This is a genomic window from Methylorubrum populi (assembly GCF_002355515.1).
Lineage (GTDB): Bacteria > Pseudomonadota > Alphaproteobacteria > Rhizobiales > Beijerinckiaceae > Methylobacterium > Methylobacterium populi_A.
On the sequence record NZ_AP014809.1, the window covers coordinates 2,058,825 to 2,084,546 of the forward strand.

A 25,722-nucleotide genomic window follows, 5' to 3' on the forward strand; every position below is an offset into this window, starting at 1 on the left:
ATGCGGCGGACGATCGTCGCGACGTCGTCAGCGCGCGGTTAAGAGGTGCGCGCGATCAGCCCGCAAAGGGGCTCCGACCGGCGTCCACGGCCACCTTTTACGGATCGCGGTTAGAGGTTGGTGAACGCTGCGGCCGGCGGCTCAGAAGAAGCGTTCCTTGATCACGATCGTGTCGCCGGGCCGCACCGGATAGGACATCGGCACGATACCGTTGACGAGACCGCCCTGACCCTCGCGGGTCAGCACCGCGTAGTCGCGGGCCGCCCGCGGTCCGAAGCCGGCCGCGATCGCGACCGCGGTCTCCACGGTCATGCCGTTGACGTAGGGGTACTGCCCGGAGGTGGTGACCTCGCCGAGGATGTAGAACGGACGGTACGCGTCGACTTCCACGGTGACGTGCGGCTCGCGCACGTAGCCTGCGGCGAGCTTCGATTCGATCAGGCGGGCAGCCTGCGCCGTGGTCTGTCCGCCAACCTGGACGACGCCGATCAGCGGCATCGCGATCCGTCCGCCGCCATCGACGGCGTAGATGTTGGAGAGGTTGTCCTGCCCGAAGACGATGACCCGCAACCTGTCGCCCGCCGCCAGCGGGTAGCGGGCGCCGATGGAGCCGGTCCCGGTCGCATCGAGATCGATGGTCCGGAAATCCGGGCGCAGGCAGCCGCCCAGCGCGAGGATGGACGGAAGAGCCAGGAGGAATGCGCGCCGATGCATCGCCATCGCCGTTATGGAGAACCTCGTCCGGTTTTTAGGGCAGCATGGTTAACGAATGCTGATCCGGCCGCGGTCGTGTGCGGAATGCTGTCTTCGTCGAGGTGCATTGTCCCGGATGCTGGCGCGGCACGGATTGCCGTCTTAACGCCACGTCAACCTTAACGGCGCCTATTGGCTCGAAACGGGTGGTTTATCCCGATCCCGCGCTCTGCCTTCGTAAAGACTGCCCATGCCGCGCCTCAGGCTGTCGACCGATCCGTCACTTCCACCGTCCGGAGGCTCCGGCGGCCCGGGCGACGGATTGGCAGTGGGGCAGATCGCGGGGGTCCTGCGCCGCTCCTGGGCCTGGATCGCCGTGCCGACGCTGATGGCCGCGCTCGGGGCCGGCGTGTTCGTGCAGGTGGTGACCCCGCGCTATACCGGCGAGGCCAAGGTCCTGCTGGAGAGCCGTGATCCCGCCTTCGCCCGCACCGCCGCCGAGCGGACGGATCAGCCCCAGCCGATCGACGAACAGGCGGTCGCGAGCCAGGTGCAGGTGGCGATGTCGCGCGATCTCGCCCGCGAGGCGATCCGCAGCCTGAAGCTCGTCGGCAACCCTGAATTCGATCCGGAGGCCGAGGGGACCTCGGCGATCCGGCGCACATTGATGATGCTCGGGCTCGTCTCGGCGCCGATGGAGCGGGCATCCGAGGACCGCATCCTCGACACCTATCTCGACCACCTGCTGGTCTATCCGGTCGGCAAGTCGCGCATCCTCGCCGTCGAGTTTCGCTCGCGCGATCCCGAACTCGCCGCGCGGGGCGCCAACACGGTGGCCGACCTCTACCTCGCCTCGCTCGAGGCGGCCTCCGTCGACACCGCGCGCTACGCCTCGACCTGGCTCGGCAACAACATCGCGACGCTGCGCGCCCGCGTGGCCGAGGCCGAGGCGAAGGTCGAGGCCTTCCGGGCCAAGCACGGCCTGATCGGCACCGGCAGCAGCGCCGCCGCGCAGCCGCTCTCGTCGCAGCAGCTGTCCGAACTGTCGAGCCAGCTCTCGCAGGCGCGCACGATCCAGGCGGACCTCAACGCCCGTGCCAAGCTCCTGAAGGACATGATCAAGGAGGGCCGCGCCTTCGAGATCCCGGATGTCGCCAACAACGAGCTGATCCGGCGCACGGTCGAGAGCCGCATGGCGATGCGCGCGCAGCTCGCCCTCGAATCGCGCACGCTGCTGCCGGCCCATCCCCGCATCAAGGAACTGACCGCCCAAGTCCAGGACCTCGAGAACCAGATCAAGGCCGCCGCCGAGCGGGTGGTGCGCACCCTCGAGAACGACGCCAAGATCGCGGGCGCCCGGGTCGAGTCCCTGCGTGCGGCGGTCGAGGGCCAGCAGGACGTGGTCGCCAAGGGCAACAGCAGCGAGGTCGAGCTGCGGGCGCTGGAGCGTGAGGCCAAGTCCCAGCGCGAGCAGCTCGAATCGTACCTCGCCCGCTACCGCGAGGCGGCGGCGCGCGACGCCGAGAATGCGAGCCCGGCCAATGCCCGCGTGGTGTCCCGCGCGGTCGTGCCCGACCTGCCGTCCTTCCCCAAGAAGATCCCGATCATCGCGTTCGCGACGGTGCTGGCCTTCCTGCTGGCGAGCGCGGCGGTCGTCGGCCGCCACCTCCTCGTTGCGCCGCCCGAGCCGGACGGGGGCCGCACTGGGGACGAGGGCGAGCCCGTCCTCGCCGGCGCGACGGGCGATCGTGTGCGCGATTTCTACCCCGAGCCCGAGCCGCCGTCCCGCCGCCGTCCCGCCTACGAGCCTGTCTATGGCGGCGCCTATCCAGCCTCCGCGACCGAGCGCTTCGCCCCGGCGCTCGCCTTCGCCAACTCCCTGCGGGCGACGGCGACGGTGCAGCACCCGGTCTTCGCCAGCACGGCGCCGATCGGAGCGGAGAGCGCGAGCCGGGGGGATGCCGCGAGAGCGGGCAGGAGCGGGCTCACCGTCCCCGCGAAATCCGCGGCCTCCTCGACCGATCTGGACGGATTGATCGCCCGATTGGAGGGCGGTGCGGGCCGGCTGCAATCCGAGGGACGGCAGAAGGGCGGCTGCGTGCTCGTGGTCGAGTCCCCACCTGCCGGCGGGAAGCCCGGTCTCGCCTCGGAACTCGCCCGCGTGCTCGGTCCGCTTCGTCAGACGCTCCTGGTCGATGTCAATGGTGAGGCCAGTGCCGAAGCCGATGGCGGGCTCCCCGATCCGTCCGAGCCGGGGCTGACTGATCTCGTGGCGGGCGAAGCCGACTTCCTCGACGTGATCCAGCCGGTGCGCGGTTCACGCCTCCACGCAGTCAAGCGCGGTGTGGCCCCGCTCGAGGTTCTGGTGGAGGAGCCGCAGGGCCTCGCCATCGGCCTCAACGCTCTTTCGCAGAGCTACGATTGGGTGCTCTGCCGCCTCGAGGCCGAGAGCGGGCGGGATGCGGCCGAACTGATCCCCGCGGTCGGACCCTGCATGGACTCGATCGTCATCGCCTCGGATGCGGCGATCGACGACCCGGCCCTCGTCTCTCTCTACCGTCTCGCCAAGGCCACGGGCGTGCGGCAGGTGGTGGTGGCGCGCCACGGCGAGGACGGTATGCTCGATGCGAGGCTGGAGGCCACGCCGCTGCGCCTCTCGGCTTAAGCCGCCCGGAAGGGATCAGCCGGATCGGGTGTGACCCTCTTCGTCCGCGGCGGTCATCGCTGTTGCCATGCGCAGGGCCCAGAGGTTTGCGCCCAGAAAAGTCGTGAGTAAGGCGCAGGCGGTGATCAAAGTCGCCGACAGCAAGCTTGGCACAGCATCTCTCCGGTCGCGGCGGTGGTTCCGCCGGCTCTGATCGGAAAGAGGCCGGCGGAACCGCCGAGCCTCGCTAGGGGGGCCGCGTCGGACCCGGCTCGTGGATCTTGTCTTCTCGTCGAAGTAGCTGCCTTAACAAAATTTAAGGTTGTGGATCGCGAGAGCGGTGGTATTCAAATCTTTGGGATCGAAACGCTCCTGACGCTGCGTCGGGCAATCGGGCTATGTCATTGATTTCGCGAACGATCCATTGCGATATAGGGGTCCCCGCGACCAACCTCTTCATCAGGTGCGATAAAACGACGCGGGAGTGATTAGATAAACTGTCAGTCCAACTTTTTAGCCGGCTTGTCGATACTTGTGAGGTTCTTCCCGCTCCGCCGCAAGCTGAGAGGATCGTACTTCTCGCGGCAGAGATCGGCTGTCAGCGTAAACATCCGCGTCAAACTTTCGCTGGACTCGTCCTTGAACCGAAGGATGCCGCGGCAGTTTCGCGAGAGACACTCAGAACGGCAATTTCATGCCGGGCGGAAGCGGCAGACCCTTGGTCAACTCCGCCATCTTCTCCTGCGCCGTCGTCTCAGCCTTGCCGCGGGCGTCGTTGCAGGCGGCCACGATCAGATCTTCCAGGATTTCCCGCTCGTCGGCGACCATCAGGCTCGGGTCGATCGAAACGCCGAGCACCTGGCCCTTGGCCGTCATCCGCACGCTCACGGCGCCGCCGCCGGAGGCGCCCGAGACCTCCACGGAATCGAGTTCGGATTGGAGCGAGGCCATCTTTTCCTGCATGGCCTGGGCCTGCTTCATGATGCCCATGAGGTCGCGCATGGTGGGTCAGCTCCGGTTCCGGTCGAGAAAAGGTTCGCCTGCCGCACTTAGGCGCGTCGGTCTGCGCCTGCCAGGGGCCGCCTCAGGTGTCGTCCTGAGGCATCGACCTCAGGCATCGTCGTCTTCCGCTTCCTCGGGCGGCGGAGCGGCCGGTCCGATGCCGTCCGCCCCGGCCTCGGCGGCATCGCCCTCCGGCGCCTTGTCGCGGACATCGACGATCTGAGCGCCGGGGAAGCGTGACAGAACCTCGCGCACGAGCGGGTGCGCGGCGGCGTTCTGGTGGCGGGTCTGCTCGGCCGCGCGCAAATTCTCCGCCAGCGTCGGCGCACCCTCTTCCTTGGAGAGCGCGACGAGCCAGCGCCGCCCGGTCCAGGCATCCAAGGCGCGGGCGAGATCGGTCGGAAGGCTCTGCCGCCCGCCTGGAGCGAGGCGGAACTCGATCCGTCCTTCCTCGAAGCGCACGAGATGCACGTCGCGCTCCAGCGCCACCTTCAGGGCGATGTCGCGGGCGGCCTCGGCCTGCGCGACGACGTCCTCGAAGCGACCGAGCCGCGGGCCGGCGGGCGCCGCGGGGGCCGGACGCGGCGCGGCCTCGGTCGCGGCGGACGTGATGGGGACAGCAGCCAGGGCCGGACGCGGCGACGGCTGCGGAGCGGGCGGCATCATCTGCAGGGCCGCCGAGCCGTGCGAGACGGTTCCACCCCCGCCGTCGCGCCCGAGGCTCGGGCGGCCGCCACCGCCCTCGGAGCCGGCGATATCGGTGCGGAGCTGGCGCAGCGCCTCATCAGGAGTCGGAAGGTCGGCGGCGTAGGCGAGCCGCACGATCGCCATCTCCGCCGCCGCGAGCGGCCGGGGCGCGGCCTGCACCTCGGGCAGTGCCTTGAGCAGGATCTGCCACGCCCGCGACAGCGCCCGCACCGGCAGCCGCACGGCGAACTGGGCGCCGCGCACCCGCTCCGCCTCGCTCAAGGTGGGATCGGCCTCGGCACCCGGCACCAGCTTGAGGCGGGTGACGAGATGGGTGAAGCCGGCAAGATCCGACAGCACCACCGCCGGGTCGGCGCCGGCATCGTATTGCGCGCGGATCTCGGCGAAGGCGGCGGGCACGTCGCCGCGCATCGCCGCCTCGAACAGATCGACGATGCGCGAACGGTCGGCGAGGCCCAGCATGTCGCGCACGCCCGAGGCCGTCACCGCGCCCGCGCCGTGGGCGATCGCCTGATCGAGCAGCGAGAGCGCGTCGCGCACCGAACCTTCCGCCGCGCGGGTGACGGCGGCCAGGGCCTCGTCCTCGGCCTCGACGCCTTCCGCGGCGCAGATCTTCTTGAGATGGGCGGAGAGCACGTCGGCCTCGACCCGGCGCAGGTCGAAGCGCTGGCAGCGCGACAGGATCGTCACCGGAACCTTGCGGATCTCGGTGGTCGCGAACACGAACTTGGCGTGGGGCGGCGGCTCCTCCAGCGTCTTCAGGAAGGCGTTGAACGCCTTCTCCGAGAGCATGTGGACCTCGTCGACGATGTAGACCTTGTAGCGGGCCGAGACCGGCGCGTAGCGGATGCCGTCGATGATGCCGCGCACGTCGTCGATGCCGGTATGCGAGGCAGCATCCATCTCCAGCACGTCCATGTGCCGGGATTCCATGATCGCCTGGCAGTGGACCCCGAGGCCCGGCATCGACACGGTGGGGCCGGTATCGGGCTGGCCGGTGCGAAGATAGTTGAGGCCGCGGGCGAGGATGCGGGCGGTGGTGGTCTTGCCGACGCCGCGCACGCCCGTGAGCATCCAGGCCTGCGGGATGCGGTTGGCCGCGAATGCATTGGCCAGCGTGCGCACCATGGCGCCCTGGCCGATCAGGTCGTCGAAGGTCTGGGGGCGGTACTTGCGCGCCAGCACCCGGTAGGGCGTCGCGGCCGGGGCGGACGCCGCGGCGGGCATGCCGGGCAGGCCCGGCTCGTCGGGGAACGTGCCGTGCGTCTCGTCCATGCCGCCGTTCGGACTTTTTGGGGAAGGCTGGCCGCCCGGCCCGCGGGCGGCGAAGGTGGGAGGCTGGACAAAGACCCGCTCGGTCTCGTTAGGGCTGCTTCCTTCCGGACCTGACCCGGTTGGCGAGTGAAACGTCCCTCGCCAACCTCCCGCGCCGTATATGACGGCCCGCGCGGCGGGATGCAAGCGGGACACAAGCAGGTTGCCTCGTTCCACCCGCCCGGCCATGCTTCCTCCGAAGATAAGGGAGGGGCCATGCGGACGATCCCGCTGCGTTTTGCCGTCCTCGCGCTGCTCGCGGGCTCATCGACCGCCGCCCCGGCGCAGGAGCCGGCTCAGGAGGGCGCGCCCAAGGATTGGCAGGGCCGCTACCGCTACGAGCACGCCGCCGGGCGGACGGCCGGAGGCACGGGCATCGTCGTGACCTACGACCTCGTGCTGCTGCCCCCGGATGTCCGCGACGGCTGCGTCCTCCGGGTGCGGGGTTTCCAGAGCGACGAGACGATCCGGTGCCGAACCCGCCGCGACGGGCCGGGGCTCGCGGTGGCGTTCGACCGCTACGGCGACGGCAGCACCGTCAACCGGTATGGGGTGGCGGTCTACAAGGTCGGTCAGCCGCTGTTCACCCTGGTGAAGGGGAGCCGGCTAGGCACCCGCTGGCAGGGCCTCAAGCCCGACGGCGAGGGCGTGGCCGAGAGCGGGCCGTACTTCGCCCGGGTGAAGTAGCTCCGGGGCGGAGGACGCCCCGGAGCCGCGGCCTCACTCGGCCTTGCGCTTCACGATCTCCATCGTCTTCGGATCGAGCTTGAGATCGAACTGCTTGCCGTTGGCGTCGATGGCGTCGTCCACCTCGATCATGCCGTCGTCGAGTTCGATCTCCTTCCACTTGGTGAAGCCCTCCTTCTTCAGGATGTCCTCGACCTTGGTCTGCTGCTCGGGCGGCAGCTTCTGGTCGGCGAGCGCCGGGCCGGCGAGCAGGGCGAGACCGAGCGCGGCGGCGGCGAGCGGGCGGACGAACATGAAAGGCTCCTTCGGCAGATTGGTATCCGGCGAACGATCTATGTCACCGGTGGTTCCTGTCGCCTCGACCGTACCAGCGCAGCACTTCCCCTTGAATGGGCGATCACCGCGCAAGGGCGAGAGGCCGGTTCCAGCGGCCTGCACGGCCGCGCTTGCAATTGCCAGCGCGCGAGGTGCCGCCTAGTCTGCAACCTCTGGGTTCGGAGCTTGCACCGGCACATGGTCACGCGCGTCGCCACCGTCGCCTTCGAGGGGATCGAGGCGCGCGCCGTCGACGTGCAGGTGCAGATCGCAGCCGGCGCGGTCGCCTTCACCCTCGTCGGCCTGCCGGACAAGGCGGTGGCGGAATCGCGCGAGCGGGTGCGCTCGGCGCTGATCGCCTCGGGTCTGGCCCTGCCGGCCAAGCGGATCACCTGCAATCTCGCCCCGGCCGACCTGCCCAAGGAAGGCTCGCACTACGATCTGCCGATCGCGCTCGCGGTGATGGGGGCCATCGGCGCGCTGCCGGCGGATGCGCTCGGCGGCTACTGCGTGCTCGGTGAAATGGCGCTCGACGGCTCGATCACCGCGGTGGCCGGGGTGCTGCCCGCGGCGATGGCGGCGAACGGCCGGGGCCTCGGCCTGATCTGTCCCGTCGCGACCGGGCCGGAGGCGGCCTGGGCCGCGGGCGACATGGACGTGCTGGCGCCCCGCTCGCTGATCCAGCTCGCCAACCACTTCAAGGGCAGCCAGGTGATGGCCCGGCCCCGGCCCGCGGTGGCCGCGCCCGCCGGCCCGATGCCGGATCTGCGCGACATCAAGGGGCAGGAGGGCGCCAAGCGCGCCCTGGAGATCGCCGCCGCCGGCGGCCACAACCTGCTGATGAACGGTCCGCCCGGGGCCGGCAAGTCGATGCTGGCCGCGCGCCTCCCCTCGATCCTGCCGCCGCTCGGCCCGCGCGAGCTGCTCGAAGTCTCGATGATCCAATCTGTTGCCGGCGAATTGAAGGGCGGCGCGCTCTCCAACCGGCGCCCGTTCCGCCAGCCGCACCATTCCGCCTCCATGGCTGCGCTGGTCGGCGGCGGGTGTCACTTCCAGCAAATGCTGCGACAGCTCCAATAATTCTGCGACTGGCCAAGCCTGCCAGTGGAGCCCTTGCGCCAGTCCGCCGCAGCTTATCCACAGCGCCCTCTGGCATCATCACACCCCGCCACGCGCCTGCGCCATATCCTTTTTCGCACCGGTCAATTCCACGGGATTTTAAGCACCCTTCGTCAACCCTGCGGCACCAACTCGTGCCGTGGGTCTCAGTGTGGCGTCGCGCTCGTTCAAGATGTCGGGCCTCCCACAGGAGGGCACGTGGTTCGTCCGCTGGATCGATGGCTTCGTCGATCATCCGGCATCCCTTGCGAACCCGGAAATCGAAGTGGCGCTCGAGCGCCTGCCGAATGATCGCTGGGACGGTGTGACTTTTGCGGTGGCCGTGGCGCGGAATGAGCCCCTGCCGGGTAGCGACGATCGGCCGATGGAGAGCTTGATCTGCCGGCTCCATGCGGGTGTGATCACGGGGCTTTATCTCGGCGCGGTTATTCACAGTGGCGACCATGTCGGTCGGCTGAAAGCGCCGATCGAACCTTACAGCATTGATCTCCCAGGCGATCTTCTGGCACTGCCGCCGACTGATCAAAGCCTTGGGCTGGTCCATGCTGGCACGAAACTGAAGACTCTCCTCGGCAACGACAATGAGTTCGCGCTGATTCCGCGCGACCTCTATCGGACGTTCCTGATTCCGCGCCTCGTCACGCCTGTGAAGGTCACCGACGGCGTCCTGGTCCTGCCGTCGTCGGTGGTGATCCGGGCTTTCATTTCGCCCATTGGCGCGGTGGTACGCGACCTTGTGCGTCGACCGCCTCAGCCGCTGCCTGTGACCCCTCAGCCTCTTCTCTACTCGGTCCTGGGACCGGGGACGGGCGTGATGCAGGACGGGCGATGGCGGGTGGCGCTCGATGCGAAGATCCACGAGCGTCATGCGCCGCTGCTCGCCAACCTCCACCGGGCCTTCAGCGAGCATGGCTCTCTGGTTGCCGAGCGCGTGTTCGACGGCGCGCGCAGCACTCCGCCGCGGCTTGCGGGGGCGTTGCCGTTCACGAACTGCACCTTGCAGATGCAGGTGCACGTCTACGAGATCGCGCCGGGTCATTGGCTGGCGCTGGACGTCGAGAGTGCACGGTGGCCCTATGACGAGCCACGCGAGATCGACGTCGTGCGCTGGGTGCGCGAGGGCGAGCGGCCTGACGACGTCTTGTATCGGCCGGGCGGCCGGCCTGGACTGGCGGACGAAGGCCAGATCGACGTTCTCTCGCAGGAGGACGCTCACGAGGGCGCGGATCTCGCGATGTGGAAGACGGGTGGGCCGATGTGGGAGGCGCTTCCCGATCGGATCGAGACCCAACAGCCCTATCACCGGGATGACGATCGCTGGGTCGGGGTGAGGGACGGAAACCCGAGTGCCCTCGCCACGATGGGCGGCACGGGCCGTCACGGTGACGTCGATGCGGTCACGTTCGATCAGCGTCCCAGTGAGCCATCGCAGATAGCGCGCATCGACCGGTTCGAGGAAATTCTCGCGCTGTTCGACGAACTTTGCGCGCCAGATCCACGAGGGCGGAGAGGGACGATCACGTCCGCGAGCCCCATTGCTGCAAAGAAAGCGGCTTATCAGGTCTCGGCGGGCACGCGCGATGTCTGGCGGTTCCAGAACGATCCTGACGAGCCCAACCCTTGGGTGGTGTGGAACCCTGGGGCGATGCCGGAGCGAAGCCGCACGGCCCTCGTCTGTCGGATCCCGGTGCCGGGGCATGGCGATGCAACGTGGTTTGAGATCGAGGGCCGCACAGCGAACGATCTCTACCGGGCGCTGATCGTGGGGTGTCCCTTAAACGATCCGGAGATCATTACGGTTCTGGACGCTGTGTGCGAACAGAAGAACGTGCTTCATGTCGACTACGGTACGATCCTGCCAAACTGCCCGCCCCCCGCCTTGTGGAAGCATGGACGCGTGAAGAAGACGGGCCGGCTCAATGCGGACAGCGCTTGGGCAAAGCTCGTGGCTGCATTCGGCGGCTGATCCGAGGGGATCGGTATCCTTGTTACGCGTGCGTAACCCGGATCAGACGCCGGACTTCTCGGCAGCGGCCGCCGCGAGTTCGGCGATTTTATCGAGCACGGCCTGCCGGATTTCGGCGGCGTCGTTCATTCCAGGAACGACTTGGATCTCGGCCGGGGTCGCTCGTGCGAGCGCGGCATAGTTCGTCAGCCCGGTCCGCTTCCTGGCCGAGGCGGTTGCGGCATCGCCGCTGAGCTTGCAGGTGGCGAGGCGTTCGAGCGCATCGCTGTCCGCCTCAGGCACGAGACAGGTCCGGTCGCGTTCCTCGGGGCTGATGGTTGAGCGCTTGAGCAGAACCTTGAGCGCGTTGGTGAGCGCTTCGGCCGCTCGGATCTTGGCAACGCGGGCGGCGGAGGCTTGCGAGCGCGCTTCGGCGGCGCGGTCGCGCTCGATTGCCTTGAGGACGCCGTCTCGCATGTTGCCGACGAGCTCCGGCTGCGCGCCGGGCAGGGCGAGGATTTCGGCGGGCGTCGCGCGGGCGAGGGCGGCCATCGTCAGGAGGCCAGCATCCTTCATGGCCTGGCGGAAGGCGGGCTCACCGGTGAGCCGATGGCGTACCAACGCCCTGAGATCCGCCGCGGTGGCTTCAGGGACGAGGCAGGTTCGCTCGCGCTCCTCGGCGCTGATGGTTGAGCGCGCGAGCAGCACCTCGAGCGCGTCGGCGAGGATCTGTTCCGGGGCTCGGCGGGCCTTGCGCTCCGTCGGCTGCGAGCGCGAAGGGCCCGAGGTCGAGAGCCATGGTGTGTCGGTCATGGATGTCCTCGTGGTGCTGACACGCGGCAGATCAGCCTGGACGCTCGCTCGAGGCGCACGATTCACGCAAACCGGCGCGTCGTACCCTTCGCCTTCGCGGGCTGCCGAACTCAGCAGCGATGCCGGTTCGCTAAACCCGGTTGCCGCGGTGTGGGGCTCTGTCGTTTTGGGCTTCTGGATCCAGGGTCATGTCTGGTGCCCAGCCTGGTAGGTCACAATCCTTCGCAGCGCCGCAAGATCGCTCGGGTCGGGAAGCCGGTGGATCATCCGGTGGCAGTTCGCGCAGAGGACCGCGAAGTCGGTGACGACATTGAGCAAGGTCGTCTGGTCTCTCGGGAGGCTGGCGAGCGGCTTGAGGTGGTGGACCTCGATGAAGTCGGAGCCGAGGTCGCCGTAGGCTTGTTCGAAGTCGAAGCCGCAGGCTTGGCAGCGGCAACCGTGCCAGCTCTTGGCGGCGCGGGCGGCGGCCGGATTGCGTTCGAGCCGGCGATGCAGGCGCATCTCGGGGGTCTCGCTGACGAGGACCTCTGCGACGGGATCAACGACGGCAGGCTCAAGGATCGGCCGGCTAGCGAGGAGGCGATCGAGGCCGCGGGCGATCGGGGCGGCCAAGCTGACGCCGCTCCGCCGGATGCTTTTCAGCGCGCCGTCACCGAGGGTTCGGATCGCTGCCGCATCGATCAGGCCGCCGGCGTCCGGATCGGCGATCATCTCGATCCGCACCGGCAGGTAGCGATAGGCGACGTTCGGCTGCCGAGGCTTGAGCGGCCCTGCCACGGTGCCGACCGCGAAGATGCAGCGGTGCGCCGCCCCCTGGCCGAACACATAGGCGTTGTCGCCGGGACGGGTCTGGCCCGTTGCGCAGCGCCAGTCCTCGATGAAGGGGCCGTCGGCGGCGAAGCGGGCCAGGAGCCCGTCGACGTCGGCCTTTGGGAAGCCGTCGTTCGGCTGCCAGACGAAGACGAAGTCCCGTGCCATCTTCCACGCTCCGTCGGGCTGAAGGCCGCGTTGGGTGCGACCCTCAGCATGGTATCAGAACAGCTTGTCAGAGAACCGCGTCTCCGTGTCCCGAAGCGGCCGCGATTCGACTCTTGCGAGACGAACCCTCAAGCTTTCCTGCGAAGCGATTTGCAGGAGACCGTGGTGGACGATGCGCTCGATATTCACACCCGCCGACGTGTGGACGTCGTCTGGGCCCAGACCGAGTATGGACCGCTGTTGAGGCAACAGGATCCGCTATTGCCGCGGTTTCTGTGCCCCCTTTGCCTGGGCGGGATGCACGTCGTCCGTCCAGCGCCAGAAAACGGCACGCCCCACTTCTCGCATCACAATGGCGCGGTCTGCGACGCGGTCGAAGCGGGTCGGCTGCGCTATGCCGTCCTGCGTGATGGCGGCGAGGGGGACGTTGAACGATTGAAGGCAGAGTTTGCCGATCGCTGGCCCTGGATCTATAAGCGCCTCAACGAGATTGTTGGTAATCTTAGCTACAAAGAATTCATCGAAATTCTCGACATTTCCCTGCGAGATCGTGTTTGGGAGTATCACAACCTCGACATCGGGCAGCTCCCCTACGTCTTTGCTCTAACGATCGACTTCACGAAGAAGGGCGGTTTCCCGAGGCGGTCGAGATTTCGCCGCTTCTGGTTGTTGCCTGGCTTGCCCGGTCACTATTGGATGTGGCCCGAACAAGCCTCACAGCTCTGCCGCGGAGAGTTTACTACACCTCGCAACGGAGATCGCCCGGGCGCAGCACATCTGATAGATTTCGATATCATCAATCCCAATCGAAATTACCTTGGTGCGAGGCGTCCGTACATTAATCCAGATATCGTTGATATCATGGGCCGCTGGCTACTGCGGAACGGTTTTCCAACCGATCTGTAATGATCGTGAGCAAAGCGATCGCCACACTTTCAATCTCAGATTTGGATGAAAAACCGCTGTTCAGCACAGGCTCTTCGGTTTGCATGGTCGTGTAGATCGCGCTGGTTTCGCTGAAGAACACCGAGACCCGTCGTTCGTGTGGTCGCGGGTCTCTGGCGCGATCGTCGCTCAGCCAATCGTCCGCCGTTTCATGAACGGCGTGGACGCTCTCCAAGCCTCGAACGATCCGTTCTAACGAAGCAGGAACGGTGAAGACATCATCGGGGTCGGGACCGTCGGACTGCGATCCTTTCAACACGATCCATGGACCCGGCCCGTCATCGAATAGGCTCGCGTCGAAATCAGGACTTTCGAGATCGGCCAGTCCTACCTCCAACGCTGCCCAGCGACGGTCGATGTCGACCAAGGAAGTCTCGGCCTGATCCGGCGAATCGGTCATTGTGCGCGTCCTCGGAGATGCGATGACCATTCGTGCCGGACAGGCCTCCTGTCGTCCAGCCGGCCTGTTCGGTCGCGATGGTATGACAGAGGAAGGTCGCGCGCAGCGCGACCTCCAACGCGGTCTCAGAATAGCCGATCCGAGAAGCGGATATAGGCGTCGACCGCGGTCACGAGTGGTGCGATGTCGGGAAAATCGAGATCCTCCAGGAAGCAGAGCTCGGCCTCGACCTGGTCCACGTCGACCTCCCGGTGCCAGGCGCGGTAGCGCCCGTCCTGCCCGGCATTCCATCGGTAGCCGCGCTCGCGCAGGCGATCCTTGACCTCGAACGGGGTTCCGATAGCCCAGATTTTCCGGGTCTCTCGGCGGGCGGCGTCGAGGAGCGTCGTCATCGTGATCGCGTGGGTGCGCGGCAGCGGCATCTCAAGGAGTTCGAGCAGGGCGTAGCAATCGTCGAGGGCGCGATGGCCCTCGAACCAGAAGGCCTGCTGGTAGGCGACGTAGAACAGCTTGGTGCCCTCGACGCCTTCCTCGCGCCAGGGCACCTGGCTCATTGAGCAGGCCCAGGCCTTGTCGACAAAGACGGAGTTCAGGCGCTCGCAGAAGCGACGGTCGAAGGCGGCGTTGTGGGCGATCACGAGGTCGGCCGAGCCGACGAAGTCGCGCACGGCGTCATCGTCGATGCGCTGCCCCGCGACCATCGCGTCGGTGATCCCGGTCAGCTGCGTGATGTGTCTGGGGATCGGCTTGGAGGGCTCGCGGAAGCTGTGGAACTCGGCGAGCGGGCCCAGGATGGTGCCGCTGGCCGTGTAGGCGAAGCGGAGCATGCCGAGTTCGATGATCTCGTTCTCGTGCGGATCGAGGCCGGTGGTCTCGGTGTCGACGATGACGCCGATCTTCACCTTGTCGGGCAGAGGCCACTCGTAGATGGGACGACGTTCGAGTTTGCGGAGAACCCGATAGTGGGGTGAGCCTTGCAGAGCGATCGCGTGCAGCTCGGCTTCGAAACGGTCCATTTTGGGCCTCCGGAATCCGAAAAGCCCGCGCCCGCTCCTGAGGATGTGGAGCGGTCCGCTGGGCTTCTGGTCCGGACGTTAACCAAGAACAAAAAGGGAACAAGACCCTGCCGAGATCGCGTTGCAACCGCGAATGGGTGCGCCGGACGGGGACTTAGCGGGAGGTCTGGACTCGCGTTCGTGGCGAATTCGGTCGGGCGTGGTACCCGCCTGGGTCGAACCGCTGTCCCCGATATCCACAGGCTTCCCCAGGCTCGCGAGATCGCTGCCGCCAGCGCTTGCCTCAGCCGGAACCGACGGCGCATCTGTTCGCATTCTGTTCCAGAATGGGAGAGGCGTGGTGGGGATCGCACGGATCGACGAGCTCGTGCCCGGCAGCGCCGATGCGGTGCGGATCCCGCTGATCGGGCAGAGCCTGTGCGCCGGCTTCCCGTCGCCGGCCGACGATTTCCTGGAAGGCGCGCTCGAACTGCCGCGCTGGCTCGCGCCGAACCCGCCCGCGACCTTCCTCTGGCGCATCGCCGGCAACAGCATGCGAGGGGCAGGGATCTTCGACGGCGATCTCGCCTGCGTGGACCGCAGCTTGCAGCCCGCCGACGGTAGCGTCGTCGTGGCGGCGATCGACGGCGAGATGTCGATCAAGCGCTACCGCCTGGAGGGCAACCGCGCCTGGCTCGCCTTCGAGAACCCGGACCTGCCGGTCTTCGCGGTCGAGGAGCTTCAGGACGGCGTGATCTGGGGCGTCGTGCGGTTCACGATCCACTGGCACACCGCGAAGGCGGCGCTGAAGCGATGAGCCGGGCGATCGCGCTCATCGACGGCAACAGCTTCTACTGCTCCTGCGAGCGGGTGTTCGACCCGAAGCTCGCGGGCAAGCCCGTCATCGTACTATCGAACAACGACGGCTGCGCGATCGCCCGCACGGCCGAGGCCAAGGCGCTCGGCATCAAGATGGGCGCGCCGTACTTCCAGATCCGGGACATGTGCCAGTCTGAAGGCGTGCGCGTGTTCTCGTCGAACTACACGCTCTACGGCGATATGTCGGCGCGCACCAACGCGGTGTACCGCGACTTCGCGAAGGACGTGGAGATCTACTCGATCGACGAGAGCTTCTTGGACCTCTCCAACGTGCGCGAGCGGGACCGCTTCGCGCTCGCTCAGGATCTCAGGGCAACGGTGCGCGCCTGGACCGGCATCCCGACCTGCGTCGGTCTCGGGCCCACGAAGACGCTGGCCAAGCTCGCCAACCACATCGCCAAGACGGTGCCGGACCTTGGCGGCGTCTGCGACCTAACCGATCCGGTCCAGTACGATCACTGGCTCTGCCGGATCCACGTCGGCGAGCTCTGGGGTATCGGCCGGGCCTCGCTCGCCAAGCTCGAGGCCATGGGCGTCGACAGCGTCGCCGATCTGCGCGACCTCGATCCCCGACCGGTGCGCAAGGCGCTCACCGTCGTCGGCGAGCGCATGATCCACGAGCTGCGCGGGCTCTCCTGCCTGCCGCTCGAACTGCTGCCGGCGCGGCGCAAGGGCTGCGCGGTCACCCGCTCCTTCTCAGGCCGTGTGAGCGACCGGGCGACGCTGGAAGAGGCGGTCGCCGCCCACGCAGCGCGGCTCGGCGAGAAGCTGCGACGCGACGGGCTCGGCACCGATCAGGTGACGGTCTTCTACCACACGAGCGAGCATGACCGCGGCGAGCCCATGCGCTCGGTCTCGACCGTGGTCAGCCTGCCCGAGGCGACGAACGACAGCCTCGCCTTGATCAAGGCCGCGACACACGGCGTCGCCAAGACCTGGCGCGAACCCGGCCATGTGCCCTGGCGCTACTCCAAGGCCGGGGTGATCACCACCGATCTCGTGCCGCTGGCTGAGAGCCCACGGGCTCTCATCGGCCGCCTCGACCGCGAGCGGTCCGCGCCGCTGATGGCGGCGCTCGACGCCTGCAACGCCCGATGGGGCCGCGGTGCCGTCGTACCGGCACGTGCCGGGCTCACGACGAAGCGGGACTGGAACACGAAGTTCGAGATGCGCACGCCCCGGTACACGACGCAGGTGTCGGATTTGCCGGTCGCGTGCGCGTGAAAGGCCAAGCAACGCTTGGTCGAGATCCGCGTTAACCTTGTCGTGCAAGGGTGAATATCGAAAATCCGATGTCGAACGGGATCGAGCCGGCGCAGTCGCCGGAGCGGAAGCGCATTGCCGTGTTCCTCGACGGGACGTGGAACACGCTCGACGACAACACCAATGTCTGGCGACTGAAGGCGTTGTGCGCGCAACGCGGCACCGACGGTATCCGTCAGGTCGGCTACTACAGCCGGGGCGTCGGGACGACGGTCGGCGAGAAGGTCCGGGGTGGCGTCCTCGGCGTTGGCATCGATCGCAATGTCGCCCGCGCGTACGAATGGCTCGTCGAGACTTACGAGCCGGGCGATGAGATCTTCATCTTCGGCTTTAGCCGAGGGGCCTACACGGCGCGCAGCCTCGCCGGGTTCATCGCCCTATGCGGCGTGTTGAAGCCCGGGGCCCCACTTGGGACCAGCCAGCTATTCGACCGGTACCGCCGGGGCGACGAGCGGCGCACGGTCCGGTGGCTGCTGGCGCGCGCCGGGGACGGCACGCTGACTGACGCCTCGCCCGAGGAGCGCTGGATGGCCACCTACGCGATGCCGGTTTCGGTCAAGATGGTCGGCGTCTGGGACACGGTCGGTTCGCTCGGCGTGCCGACGACGAGCCCCGGCCTCGCTAGGATCCCGGGCCTGAGCCGGTCGGGTTACGCCTTCCTGCACACGGGGCTGCGGCTGCCGATCGAGAACGGCTACCACGCGCTCGCCATCGACGAGCACCGGGCGGCGTTCGCGCCGACGCTGTGGACGAAGAAGTTTCGCGAGGGCGTCCCGCTGACCGAAATGGCACCCCCCCGTCCGGTCGCAAACGTCGAGCAGCGCTGGTTCGTCGGCGCACACGCCAATGTGGGCGGCGGATACCGGGACGACCTCCTCAGCCAGCTCCCGCTCAGGTGGATCATGGAGAAGGCGGCCGGCCATGGATTGGCGTTCCGCGCAGACGTCGTCCTCGAACCGGGTGTGTTGGAGGTGCGCCCGCGGGACAGCTACGGCGAGTTCGCGGGGGGTCTGTACCGCTACGTCGCCCAGCCGTTCTACCGCCCGATCGGCGCGCCGCCGGAGGTCTCGCAAGGCGAACGCGACGAGATCGTCAACGAGACGATCGATGCGTCGGTGTTCGAGCGCTGGCGCGCGGATCGGGGCTACCGGCCTCAGAATCTCGAAACCTGGGGGCAGCGCTACAAGGTGGAGCCCGGCGCGCTGACGGAGGCCGTCTTCGCCCACGATCCACACAGCGTCGTACCCGTGCTCACGAAGGTTGAGAGTGATGTCCCGGCCGCCTAAGAATGCCGTCCATGTGAACTGGACGGTCTTCAGCTGGGACATCGGATATCGTCGCGCACCGGATGCGGACGTTCGCGTGTGGATCGATATCGATGCTTTTGATCGCTGTTGGTTTCTGTCGGACCAGTACATTGCGGTCCCCGGCGATGCTTCAGACGACAACTCGAACAGATTTGCCAAGGCGGGCAAACGATTTCTCGCCGGCGAGCCGATGTGGATGCCGGAAGTCTCCGTAGAGCGGCACGGAGCGCTCAGCTTCCGCGATGGCCGCCACCGCTATCTTTGGATGCGGGAGCATGGCGCGCTGTCGATGGAGGTCGCGGTGGCGAGGAGCCAAGCGCCGGCCGTGCGAAGACTCTGCGGCACGCGTCGCCGGACGTCGTGGTTCATCCCACCGCGTTCACGGGTTCCGACGGCCTTGGTGCTTGGGGTGCTCGGCTTGGCGGCGGCTGGCCTTGTGGCCGTGGCCCGTTCCTGACCTATTGTCAGAATCGTCGGTTTTGTCAGCCGGGTACGACGGACGCTATAAGATTTGCCGGAGGCTGTGTTGGTCAGACGCGTCTGACAATAGGGACGAAAGCGACACAAGCTGTGGTGTTCGGGAGCTCCGCTCGGACTGTCGTACCCTTCGAGCATTCGACCTGAGAGGGTGAATCGCAGACTGGGTGTAAATTTGCGGACCTGCTGAGCTTGGCGTAGCTTAGCTTTGCGTTCGAGCGGATGGCCGAGCGGTAGTGACGCGACGCCCTATCGACTGCACGCTGGCCTCGGATGGAGGCCTCATCCGCCCAGGTGCGGTGCGTGACAGGTGTCTGTGTTGCGGGGAGGCCAGGAACGGAGATTAGCTACCTCTCGCCCTGAGCCTCCCTCGCCACGCTCGCTTACGCGGCGATCGTCCGCACCTTCTGACCAAGCGCTGCAGTCACAGCATCGGCGACGGCATCGGCATTGATCCGGAACCACTCGGTCGCGCTGTGAGGCGTGCCGTCCGGTCCCGTGACCTTCAGTGCGACGTGGTAGGGCCGCAGCTGCTTGTGAACCAGTCGCTCGGCCTCTTGGGCCGAGTGTCCCTTGAACTCGTAGGTGTCGACGATCTCGACGTCGGCATAGAGGTAGGTCGCTTGCGTGGCGGCGCGGCTGATCCGATCTTCGACCCGCCCGGCGGTCGTACCCACCTTCAAAAGCCCGGCGACCTCGGGGCGCGGGGACAGCGACCTAAGCACGTAGACGTACCCGGTCGACGCGCCCTCAAAAAGTGGGCCTGCGCTTGTTGTCGGAATCCGTCGGGCATCCTTATCCTCGTAGAGCCGGCGTACCAGTGACGACATCAGGAGATTGGACTCGGTGCCGTTCTCGAAAACGACACGCAGACGCGCGTCATCCTTGCCGTTGCGTCGGTGGGGATCGCGGACGTCTGCGACCTGGAGCATCTGGCCCTTGAGGACGAAGAACTCGCCGATCTCGACCCGTTCCTGGCTGAATGGCACGGGCTTTCTCAGGCGCTCCTTCACGCTCTGGCGCACACTGTCGAACAGGCCCTCGAACCGATCGAAGTCCTGGCAGGGCACGCGATCCGCGACGTAGTCCGGCGTGGCGCGCGGCTGGAGGGCATCGCGGACTTGGAAGATGTCGGTCCCGTCGGCGAGCAACGGATCGTCCATGGGATCCACCGCCTGGCCTGTCACGAACACGAGCCCGTGGACGTCGAAGGGCTCGAGGCCCGTGAGGGCCGCCCTGGACGCGCGCAGTCCTGCGAGCTCGTTCGCGAGCATGCGTTCCAGCACGCTCCGGCCCTTCTGGGAGACCGGCTCCGTCCCGTTCTCGGCGTAGAAGGCGTTGATGCGCGCCAGAACCTCGGCGGCCTGCTCGACGACCGGCGTGCGCGCAGCCCGGACCTTCTCATCGGGCGTCGCGAGGAGCGGGTCGTTCAGATAATCGATGGCGTCCGGGATCTCAGCCATTGGCGGCTCCAGCGGTGCGGCCGGCATCGGCCCCGGCGAGATCGGCCCGCCGTTGCCGGGCGAGCTTGCGCATGAAAGCGAGGGCGTCGGCGAGACGGACCTCGCGCCCGTTCGGCGAGTTCAGGTTCGGCTCGCGGCCTTCGCGGGCGAGGAATTCCTTGATGCGCGGCATCAGCTTCTCGGCCTCCTCCTGGGTCATCGCCACCTTCATCGCGCGGACCTCGCCGTGGAGGCGGGCGAGGATGTCCTCGTTGAGCTCCTTCGACAGGATCTCGTAGGCGTCGACGAACTCGCGCCGCCCGCCGAGGAGATCGACCTGGAGATCGCGCACGTCGAGGAACTTGTGCGTCGCCCGGATGAAATTGTCTCCGCCGCCGGGGAGTTGGGGGTCCTGAGGCTCCTGGCCCCCGGATGTCGGCGCAGGGTCGTCCAGGTCGAGGCTCATGGTCTGGATGACGCTGGGATCCTCCTTCACGGCTCGCCCGAGTTCGGTGCGAGCCCCAAACAGCGTGACGACGTCCTGGATGACACTCTCGGGCTGGTGGGGATATCGCCGGCGGACGATGTCGGTGGTGATGACGTCGTGCATCACGTCGGCATGGTGTGCGTCTGGGTTGAGCATAACCGTGATCGTCCGGGGATCGCTCTGCACGTTGGCGACGAGATCCGGGAAATCGGCGTCGATGATGCGCTTGGCCTCATCCGATACCATGGGGCCGTTGATGACCTCGATCTCGCCCACGTTCGTCACGGGCTCGGGCTTGCCCGTCTGAGGCTGCTGCCCGGTCATGTCGTCCGACCCCTTGTGGGTGCGAAACTTGAAGGTCGGGGCCATCACCTGCTCCATGAGCAGGGACACCGAGATCGCCTTCAGCATGTCGTTGACGGCGCGTGAGACGACGTCGTCCTTCGCGAAGGGAGCTGACACGAGATTGGTGAAACGCGCCTCGGTCTTGCCCGGGGCATCGCGGGTCGCGCGGCCGATGATCTGGACCACCTCTGTGAGCGAGCCGCGGTAGCCGACCGTTAGGACGTGCTCGCACCAGATCCAGTCGAAACCTTCCTTGGCCATGCCAAGGGCGATGATGACGTCGACGTCGTCGCGGGATTTGACCTTGCGGAGCGAGGCCATGACCTTCTCTCGGCCGGGGCCGTCATCCACGAGGTTGGCGATCTTCAGGATGCGCCGGCCGTTGCGCACCTTCACGAAGCCGGTGACCGGATCGCTGCCGAGCGGATCGCCAAGCGTGTCGACGATGGCGTCGACCTCGAACATCTTGTCGGCGACGGCCTCGCTCGATCCCACATGCGGGATATGGACGATGGTCTTCAGAGCTGGATCCAGGGCCTCGCCCATCCGGTCGAGATAGCGCCCCTGGTAGAAGCGGAAGCCGATGTGCAGCGTCTTGAGGTACTCGTAGCCGTTGAGCTGCTCGTAGTAGGTGTAGATGACCCGCTCGAACCGAGCCTCATCCTCGGGGTGGAGGATCGCTTCCGTGTCGCCCCGGAAGTAGGAGCCCGTCATCGCCAGGACGTGGGCGCTGCCGCGGTCCATCAGGCCGCGCAGGAGGGAGCCCAGCTTGTTCTCGTCGTTCGACGAGGCATGGTGCAGTTCGTCCACGCAGATGAGAGCGCCGTCGAAGACCTCGATGCCGGCCCTGGTGAAGGCGAAGCGCAGCGTCGCGTGCGTGCACAGGGCGATGCTCTCGCCGCTGGAGCCGAGGAACTCGATGAGCTCGGCGACCTTCGAGCCGGTCTCCGACCCGACGCCGCACAGATCGCGGTCGAGCTTCCAGTCCCTGTAGAAGCCCCCGGCGGTCAGCTTTGTGTCGCGGAACGACGCGCCGATAGAGCGCTCGGGCACGGCGACGACGACCTTGCGAAGCCCCTGGTTCTGGAGCTTGTCCAGACCGATGAACATGGCCGCGCGCGACTTGCCGGACGCCGGCGGCGACTTCACCAGGATGTACTGGCTGTCGCGCACGTCCCAGACGCGGCGCTGCATGACGCGCATGCCAAGCGCGTCCGTGCGTTTCGAGGATCCGTCCGCCGCATAGCGGAGGGTCGTGTCAGAGAGTTCAGCCACGGCGTTTCCCCTTACGCTCTTCTGCCGGGTTCGTCGGCGATGGCGCGCTCGTAGAGCTGGAGCATATGCTCGATGCGGTCAGCATCCGAGCGGTATCTGCGCGAGCCGAAGATGGCCTCGACGGTCTCATCGAGTTCCTCGTGCGCCCGGCGCAGATCCGGCGGCATCGTCTTGGGAACGTAGAGATCGCCTAGGGTTCGGCTGAACCCGGCTTCTTTGCGGGCCCGATCGATTTCCCACCAGTGCTCTTCGAGCTCGTCCTTCCTACGGTCCGACAGAGCCGGCAGCGGGAAGGTGTTCCAAACCAGCTGGTTCGAATAGGAGGGATCCTCTTTGAGCCGGCCACCGACGGTCTCCAGCCATAGACGATGAAGGCGCGACGAGAGGATGGCCGCCTGCCACACCGATCCGTCGTAGATCGCATAGATCTTGTTGTTGGGAACTGCAGAGCTTGGCATCACGTCGATGGGCAGCCAGATCCGGTTCTCGGACGTGATCGCGGGCACCATGATGGTGTGAGATCGGCTCGCGTTCTGCTCTCGAAACTGCCAAGGTGTCTCCGCCATCTTACGTGCGGCCGCATCCGTGCTGCCGATACGCATCAACCGCACCTGCTCGATACGCTCAGCAATGCCCGGAATCTTGACCGCTTTCGGAGCCTGATCGGGAGTAATCCAGAGGCACCACCGTTCGAGCCCCTTCATCATCTCTTGGCTACCGTACAGGCGTCGTATGAGGGGACCTGCTTCTGCATGCCGGCGCAGCATCGCATCGCGCTCGTTGCGATCGAGAAGCAGATGTCCACCATCGACCGGCTTGTTGCCGAAAGTCATCGGCTCAACGGAGCCGATGGGCTTGCGCCGCTTTTGAACGATCGCCCCGGTGCCTTCAGCAAGGTAGGGCCCGATGCTCGAGACTGACTTTTCGGTGTTGCCATCGAACAGTCGTTTCGGCGTGGCGTTTGGCGGTCCAAGTCCGACAATAACGCAGATCACGCCCGCATTCCGGGAAGCCAGGTTCGTCCATTTGAAGGAGCGATGTGCGAATTGGATCTCCAGCTTCTTGAGAAGACGAGGCCAGAGCGCGGCGACCTGCACGCCCTGCACGAGCGAGTTCGTCGAGACAAACGCGTACGGAGATCCCGTACGCTCGGAATAGAGCGTCGCTTTCATGAACCAAATTGCGACGTAGTCGAGTTCTCCCGAACTCGGCACTTCACCCTGAAAAACCGATTGCACATCGGCCTTCTGGTCGCGTGACTGCCAAGTCACGCCACGGAATGGCGGATTGCCAACGATATAGGTTTCAGCCGCTTCGTCGGGTGGGCAAACATCCAGCCAATTCGTCCGGGCGGAATTCAAACAAACGATCCGTCCGGCCGCTGTAAGCGGGAGCGCCGGTGGAGCTTTGCCCATTTCGCGGCGGAAGATCTCGTTGACCTGATACTCGGCGATCCACAGACCGAGGCGAGCCGTCTGGCATGCGAAGTCGTCGATTTCGATCCCGTAAAAGTTCTCAAGTTTGACGACCGGATGCGGCAGCTCACCGAGCCGCCGAAACACCTCCATCTCAACTGAACGAATATCCTTGTAGGCCAGGATCAGGAAGTTGCCGGATCCGCATGCAGGATCAAACATCCTGATGCGTCCGAGGCGTTTCAGGAGTTCATGAAGACGACCCCTGTTCGATCCGGCTTTCTCAAGAGATGCGCGGAGGTCGTCGAGCAGGATCGGGTTGAGAACTTTGGCAATGTTCGATGGAGATGTGTAGTGCATCCCCATCTCGCCGCGCTTCTCGACGTCGACGACGGCTTGCAGCATCGATCCGAAAATATCGGGGTTAATCGTCCTCCAGTTCAGCTTGGTGCAGGCAATCAGCTGCTTGCGGCAGCGGCTATCGAGCGTCGGCATCGGCGACGTCTCTTCGAACAGACCGCCGTTCACGTAGGGCAGCTTCGCCCAGCCCCGAGCAGCCTTCGGACGTTTTTCAGGCTCAGTCGCCATGTGGAGGAACGCGCCGTCGAGGAAGGCGGCGAGATCGGAGCCGTCGACCTGGGTCGACTGGATCAGGGCGCTCTTGAAGAGGTCGGCCTCGAAGATACCGACATCTTCCGCGAACAGACAGAACAGGACCCGGACCATGAATAGGTTCAGGGAATGCCGGTCGGCTTCGGTAGTCCAACCGGGGTTCGCATCGCGCACGGCATCGAAGAACCGCGAGATGTGCTTGGTCGCCCGCACATCCGCCTGACGCTCGGGTGCCGGGACATACCGTTCGTGTCCGCCGAGGGGAAAGAAAAACTCCGCCTCCATCGGCAGGACATCGACACCCTCATGGATGTCATCGCCGATCTTCGTGTCGTGGGCGGCGATGCCTTCCCCATCATAGGCCAGCAGCAGGCGAGGGCGCTTCGTCTTGGACGCGCTCGCAGCTTCAGTTTTCATCCGCTCGAGCGTGCGGTCGGCATCGCCGAGAGCCACGGTCTCGAACCGCAGCATGCGGGTCCAAGAGAAGGATCCCGTGGCGGCTTCGTCCTTCAGCTTGGTGATGGTGGCGCGCGGCGCGCCAACTGCCTCCATCAGGGCCAAGCCGAACTCGCCGCCGGCCAGCTTCTGCTGCGCGAGCGCGTCGAAGTTCTCGTAAATCTCACTTGGGCTGAGCATGCGGCCTGGGCTGTGAACCACGGTTCTGGGCGGCTCCGTCGATACCACGCCGGTCATGTGAGGGCAGCCGCTGTTCGGCTCAGCTTCGAACCATCTGCCAGCTGATCCACAGATAAGTATCTGTGATCGTTGAACAATATTATCATGGAGAGGCCCATCGAGTGGCTGCGCGACGCGTCGCTAAATCGCGCATCACACGAAGCCTTCGTCGACGAGGCGTGCGCCGGCGGACGTGATCTCGTGCCGCTGTCCGGAGCCTTCGACGACCCTGCACCAGCTCTCGGCGACGAGACGCGCATTCGCGCCGTCCGCAGCCAGCCGGTAGGCGAAACCTCCGTACATGCCCGGGACGGCGAACCAGGCGGGTTCTGCGTCGATGCGGGTTTCGAGGAGGTGCGCGATCTCCGGCAGTCGTAGCCGTCCATCGCGAACGAGGTCGTCGGCACGGCCCCGGATCACGGTGTGGAAGTGCTCCTGGATCTTGCGCAGCACGCCGAAGGGGACGCGCGACAGTCGCACGGGCTGCAAGATCGCCGCGAGCCGGTCGTGGCCAAGGCGCTCGGCGACATCGACCGCGCGCTCGCCTCGGGCGTTCTCCAGCGTCCGCCAGGCCCCCAGGCGGATCAGAGCTTCGCAGACCTCCTGCGGCGCATTCCCGTGTGCAGCCTGATGGAGGGGCGCGTACAACGATTCTCCGTCGGGCCGTGTGGTGTTGGCGAGGGACTGATCCGCCTCAAGGAGAGAGAGGACCCTCGTCCAATCATAGCCCTTCGCTGCATCGGCGAGCGCGTGCCGGCGAGCGGCATGGTCCTCATGGAGAACCTGCCGTGCTGTGATGCCGTCCCAGACAACCGACACTCACCGGACCCCTGTGTGGCAGCGACATGCCACCTTCTGAGGGTGACGGATGCGCCTGATGGCGACCTGAAGTTTCAGGCCGCGGTCGTGATCACGCAATTGCGAGCGCGCAACACCACGGTCGCATTGCGAGCTGAGGGCGACGATGGCGTGGCCGGCGCGATTGCT

General features: G+C 66.4%; 20 protein-coding genes, 1 other RNA gene and 1 pseudogene. 9 read left to right on the forward strand and 13 right to left on the reverse strand.

The genetic code is table 11. The annotated features are described in order from the left end of the window. Positions 1–141: 141 nt before the first annotated feature. A complete protein-coding gene (locus MPPM_RS09490; RefSeq protein WP_096484847.1) occupies positions 142–720 on the reverse strand; it encodes a polysaccharide biosynthesis/export family protein in 579 nt (192 codons plus the stop codon). A gap of 223 nt (positions 721–943) precedes the next feature. Here MPPM_RS09490 and MPPM_RS09495 point away from each other — a divergent pair, with 223 nt between their 5' ends. Then, positions 944–3,358, forward strand: a complete 2,415-nt coding sequence (locus tag MPPM_RS09495; RefSeq protein ID WP_096484848.1) for a GumC family protein — start codon at positions 944–946, stop codon at positions 3,356–3,358. 657 nt (positions 3,359–4,015) lie between these two features. Here MPPM_RS09495 and MPPM_RS09500 read toward each other — a convergent pair. From MPPM_RS09500 to ffs, 3 genes are all read right to left on the reverse strand, one after another. After that, positions 4,016–4,339 carry a YbaB/EbfC family nucleoid-associated protein gene (locus MPPM_RS09500; RefSeq protein ID WP_096484849.1) on the reverse strand — a complete coding sequence of 108 codons (324 nt, stop codon included), beginning with the start codon at positions 4,337–4,339 and terminating at the stop codon, positions 4,016–4,018. A gap of 108 nt (positions 4,340–4,447) precedes the next feature. Further along, entirely contained in the window at positions 4,448–6,322 is a 1,875-nt protein-coding gene (locus MPPM_RS09505) for a DNA polymerase III subunit gamma/tau (RefSeq protein WP_096484850.1), read from the reverse strand. Between the two features lie 54 nt (positions 6,323–6,376). Continuing rightward, an RNA gene (gene ffs / locus MPPM_RS09510) (signal recognition particle sRNA small type) lies at positions 6,377–6,473 on the reverse strand. Between the two features lie 104 nt (positions 6,474–6,577). On the opposite strand from ffs, the gene MPPM_RS09515 reads away from it, so the two are divergent. After that, entirely contained in the window at positions 6,578–7,048 is a 471-nt protein-coding gene (locus MPPM_RS09515) for a DUF5991 domain-containing protein (protein ID WP_096484851.1), read from the forward strand. 33 nt (positions 7,049–7,081) lie between these two features. Here MPPM_RS09515 and MPPM_RS09520 read toward each other — a convergent pair whose 3' ends face one another. Then, on the reverse strand, positions 7,082–7,342 hold the full coding sequence (locus MPPM_RS09520; RefSeq protein ID WP_017485277.1) for a PepSY domain-containing protein: 261 nt from the start codon (positions 7,340–7,342) through the stop codon (positions 7,082–7,084). 219 nt (positions 7,343–7,561) lie between these two features. Here MPPM_RS09520 and MPPM_RS09525 point away from each other — a divergent pair. Continuing rightward, a pseudogene (locus MPPM_RS09525) lies at positions 7,562–8,407 on the forward strand (YifB family Mg chelatase-like AAA ATPase); the annotation flags it as partial. A gap of 214 nt (positions 8,408–8,621) precedes the next feature. Further along, positions 8,622–10,448: a hypothetical protein gene (locus tag MPPM_RS09530; protein WP_157914148.1), complete on the forward strand. Its 1,827-nt coding sequence runs from the start codon at positions 8,622–8,624 to the stop codon at positions 10,446–10,448. A gap of 42 nt (positions 10,449–10,490) precedes the next feature. Here the strand turns inward: MPPM_RS09530 and MPPM_RS09535 are convergent, their stop codons facing one another. Beyond that, positions 10,491–11,240: a hypothetical protein gene (locus tag MPPM_RS09535; RefSeq protein ID WP_096484853.1), complete on the reverse strand. Its 750-nt coding sequence runs from the start codon at positions 11,238–11,240 to the stop codon at positions 10,491–10,493. 186 nt (positions 11,241–11,426) lie between these two features. Further along, positions 11,427–12,218 (reverse strand): HNH endonuclease, encoded by a 792-nt coding sequence (locus MPPM_RS09540; RefSeq protein WP_197705069.1) that lies wholly within the window; start codon positions 12,216–12,218, stop codon positions 11,427–11,429. A gap of 165 nt (positions 12,219–12,383) precedes the next feature. On the opposite strand from MPPM_RS09540, the gene MPPM_RS27940 reads away from it, so the two are divergent. Then, on the forward strand, positions 12,384–13,124 hold the full coding sequence (locus MPPM_RS27940) for a hypothetical protein (protein WP_157914149.1): 741 nt from the start codon (positions 12,384–12,386) through the stop codon (positions 13,122–13,124). Here the strand turns inward: MPPM_RS27940 and MPPM_RS27945 are convergent. Then, the gene (locus MPPM_RS27945; RefSeq protein ID WP_157914150.1) at positions 13,078–13,563 is read right to left on the reverse strand and encodes a hypothetical protein; all 486 of its coding nucleotides are present in this window, start codon (positions 13,561–13,563) and stop codon (positions 13,078–13,080) included. The two genes, MPPM_RS27940 and MPPM_RS27945, sit on opposite strands and share 47 nt — an antisense overlap. A 125-nt stretch (positions 13,564–13,688) precedes the next feature. Next, entirely contained in the window at positions 13,689–14,579 is an 891-nt protein-coding gene (locus MPPM_RS09545) for a 3'-5' exonuclease (protein ID WP_096484854.1), read from the reverse strand. A gap of 340 nt (positions 14,580–14,919) precedes the next feature. On the opposite strand from MPPM_RS09545, the gene MPPM_RS09550 reads away from it, so the two are divergent. The 4 genes from MPPM_RS09550 (at position 14,920) to MPPM_RS09565 (ending at position 18,464) form a co-directional block, all read left to right on the forward strand. Then, complete coding sequence (locus MPPM_RS09550) at positions 14,920–15,375, forward strand: LexA family protein (protein WP_096484855.1); 456 nt, start codon at positions 14,920–14,922, stop codon at positions 15,373–15,375. After that, positions 15,372–16,661, forward strand: coding sequence for a Y-family DNA polymerase (locus MPPM_RS09555; protein WP_096484856.1), 1,290 nt, complete (start codon positions 15,372–15,374; stop codon positions 16,659–16,661). The genes MPPM_RS09550 and MPPM_RS09555 overlap by 4 nt, the downstream gene beginning before the upstream one ends. A gap of 68 nt (positions 16,662–16,729) precedes the next feature. Then, on the forward strand, positions 16,730–17,986 hold the full coding sequence (locus tag MPPM_RS09560) for a T6SS phospholipase effector Tle1-like catalytic domain-containing protein (protein ID WP_096484857.1): 1,257 nt from the start codon (positions 16,730–16,732) through the stop codon (positions 17,984–17,986). A gap of 13 nt (positions 17,987–17,999) precedes the next feature. Further along, a complete protein-coding gene (locus tag MPPM_RS09565; RefSeq protein WP_157914151.1) occupies positions 18,000–18,464 on the forward strand; it encodes a plasmid fertility inhibition factor family protein in 465 nt (154 codons plus the stop codon). A gap of 403 nt (positions 18,465–18,867) precedes the next feature. Here MPPM_RS09565 and MPPM_RS09570 read toward each other — a convergent pair whose 3' ends face one another. The 4 genes from MPPM_RS09570 to MPPM_RS09585 all read right to left on the reverse strand — a co-directional run bounded on the left by MPPM_RS09570 (position 18,868) and on the right by MPPM_RS09585 (position 25,383). After that, positions 18,868–19,947: a GIY-YIG nuclease family protein gene (locus MPPM_RS09570; protein WP_157914152.1), complete on the reverse strand. Its 1,080-nt coding sequence runs from the start codon at positions 19,945–19,947 to the stop codon at positions 18,868–18,870. After that, entirely contained in the window at positions 19,940–21,961 is a 2,022-nt protein-coding gene (locus MPPM_RS09575) for a DEAD/DEAH box helicase (RefSeq protein ID WP_197705070.1), read from the reverse strand. Before MPPM_RS09575 ends, MPPM_RS09570 begins: the two co-directional genes overlap by 8 nt. Positions 21,962–22,044: 83 nt before the next feature. Next, on the reverse strand, positions 22,045–24,753 hold the full coding sequence (locus MPPM_RS09580; protein WP_157914153.1) for a DNA methyltransferase: 2,709 nt from the start codon (positions 24,751–24,753) through the stop codon (positions 22,045–22,047). A gap of 135 nt (positions 24,754–24,888) precedes the next feature. Next, the gene (locus tag MPPM_RS09585) at positions 24,889–25,383 is read right to left on the reverse strand and encodes an ankyrin repeat domain-containing protein (protein ID WP_244573527.1); all 495 of its coding nucleotides are present in this window, start codon (positions 25,381–25,383) and stop codon (positions 24,889–24,891) included. Positions 25,384–25,722 lie beyond the last annotated feature (339 nt).

Bases quoted from the DNA above. Each gene is read 5' to 3' on its own strand.
- MPPM_RS09490 (WP_096484847.1), bottom strand. From the start codon at position 720: ATGGCGATGCATCGGCGCGCATTCCTCCTGGCTCTTCCGTCCATCCTC.
- MPPM_RS09495 (WP_096484848.1), top strand. From the start codon at position 944: ATGCCGCGCCTCAGGCTGTCGACCGATCCGTCACTTCCACCGTCCGGA.
- MPPM_RS09500 (WP_096484849.1), bottom strand. From the start codon at position 4,339: ATGCGCGACCTCATGGGCATCATGAAGCAGGCCCAGGCCATGCAGGAA.
- MPPM_RS09505 (WP_096484850.1), bottom strand. From the start codon at position 6,322: ATGGACGAGACGCACGGCACGTTCCCCGACGAGCCGGGCCTGCCCGGC.
- MPPM_RS09515 (WP_096484851.1), top strand. From the start codon at position 6,578: ATGCGGACGATCCCGCTGCGTTTTGCCGTCCTCGCGCTGCTCGCGGGC.
- MPPM_RS09520 (WP_017485277.1), bottom strand. From the start codon at position 7,342: ATGTTCGTCCGCCCGCTCGCCGCCGCCGCGCTCGGTCTCGCCCTGCTC.
- MPPM_RS09535 (WP_096484853.1), bottom strand. From the start codon at position 11,240: ATGACCGACACACCATGGCTCTCGACCTCGGGCCCTTCGCGCTCGCAG.
- MPPM_RS09540 (WP_197705069.1), bottom strand. From the start codon at position 12,218: ATGGCACGGGACTTCGTCTTCGTCTGGCAGCCGAACGACGGCTTCCCA.
- MPPM_RS27945 (WP_157914150.1), bottom strand. From the start codon at position 13,563: ATGACCGATTCGCCGGATCAGGCCGAGACTTCCTTGGTCGACATCGAC.
- MPPM_RS09545 (WP_096484854.1), bottom strand. From the start codon at position 14,579: ATGGACCGTTTCGAAGCCGAGCTGCACGCGATCGCTCTGCAAGGCTCA.
- MPPM_RS09555 (WP_096484856.1), top strand. From the start codon at position 15,372: ATGAGCCGGGCGATCGCGCTCATCGACGGCAACAGCTTCTACTGCTCC.
- MPPM_RS09560 (WP_096484857.1), top strand. From the start codon at position 16,730: ATGTCGAACGGGATCGAGCCGGCGCAGTCGCCGGAGCGGAAGCGCATT.
- MPPM_RS09570 (WP_157914152.1), bottom strand. From the start codon at position 19,947: ATGGCTGAGATCCCGGACGCCATCGATTATCTGAACGACCCGCTCCTC.
- MPPM_RS09575 (WP_197705070.1), bottom strand. From the start codon at position 21,961: ATGCGCGTCATGCAGCGCCGCGTCTGGGACGTGCGCGACAGCCAGTAC.
- MPPM_RS09580 (WP_157914153.1), bottom strand. From the start codon at position 24,753: ATGACCGGCGTGGTATCGACGGAGCCGCCCAGAACCGTGGTTCACAGC.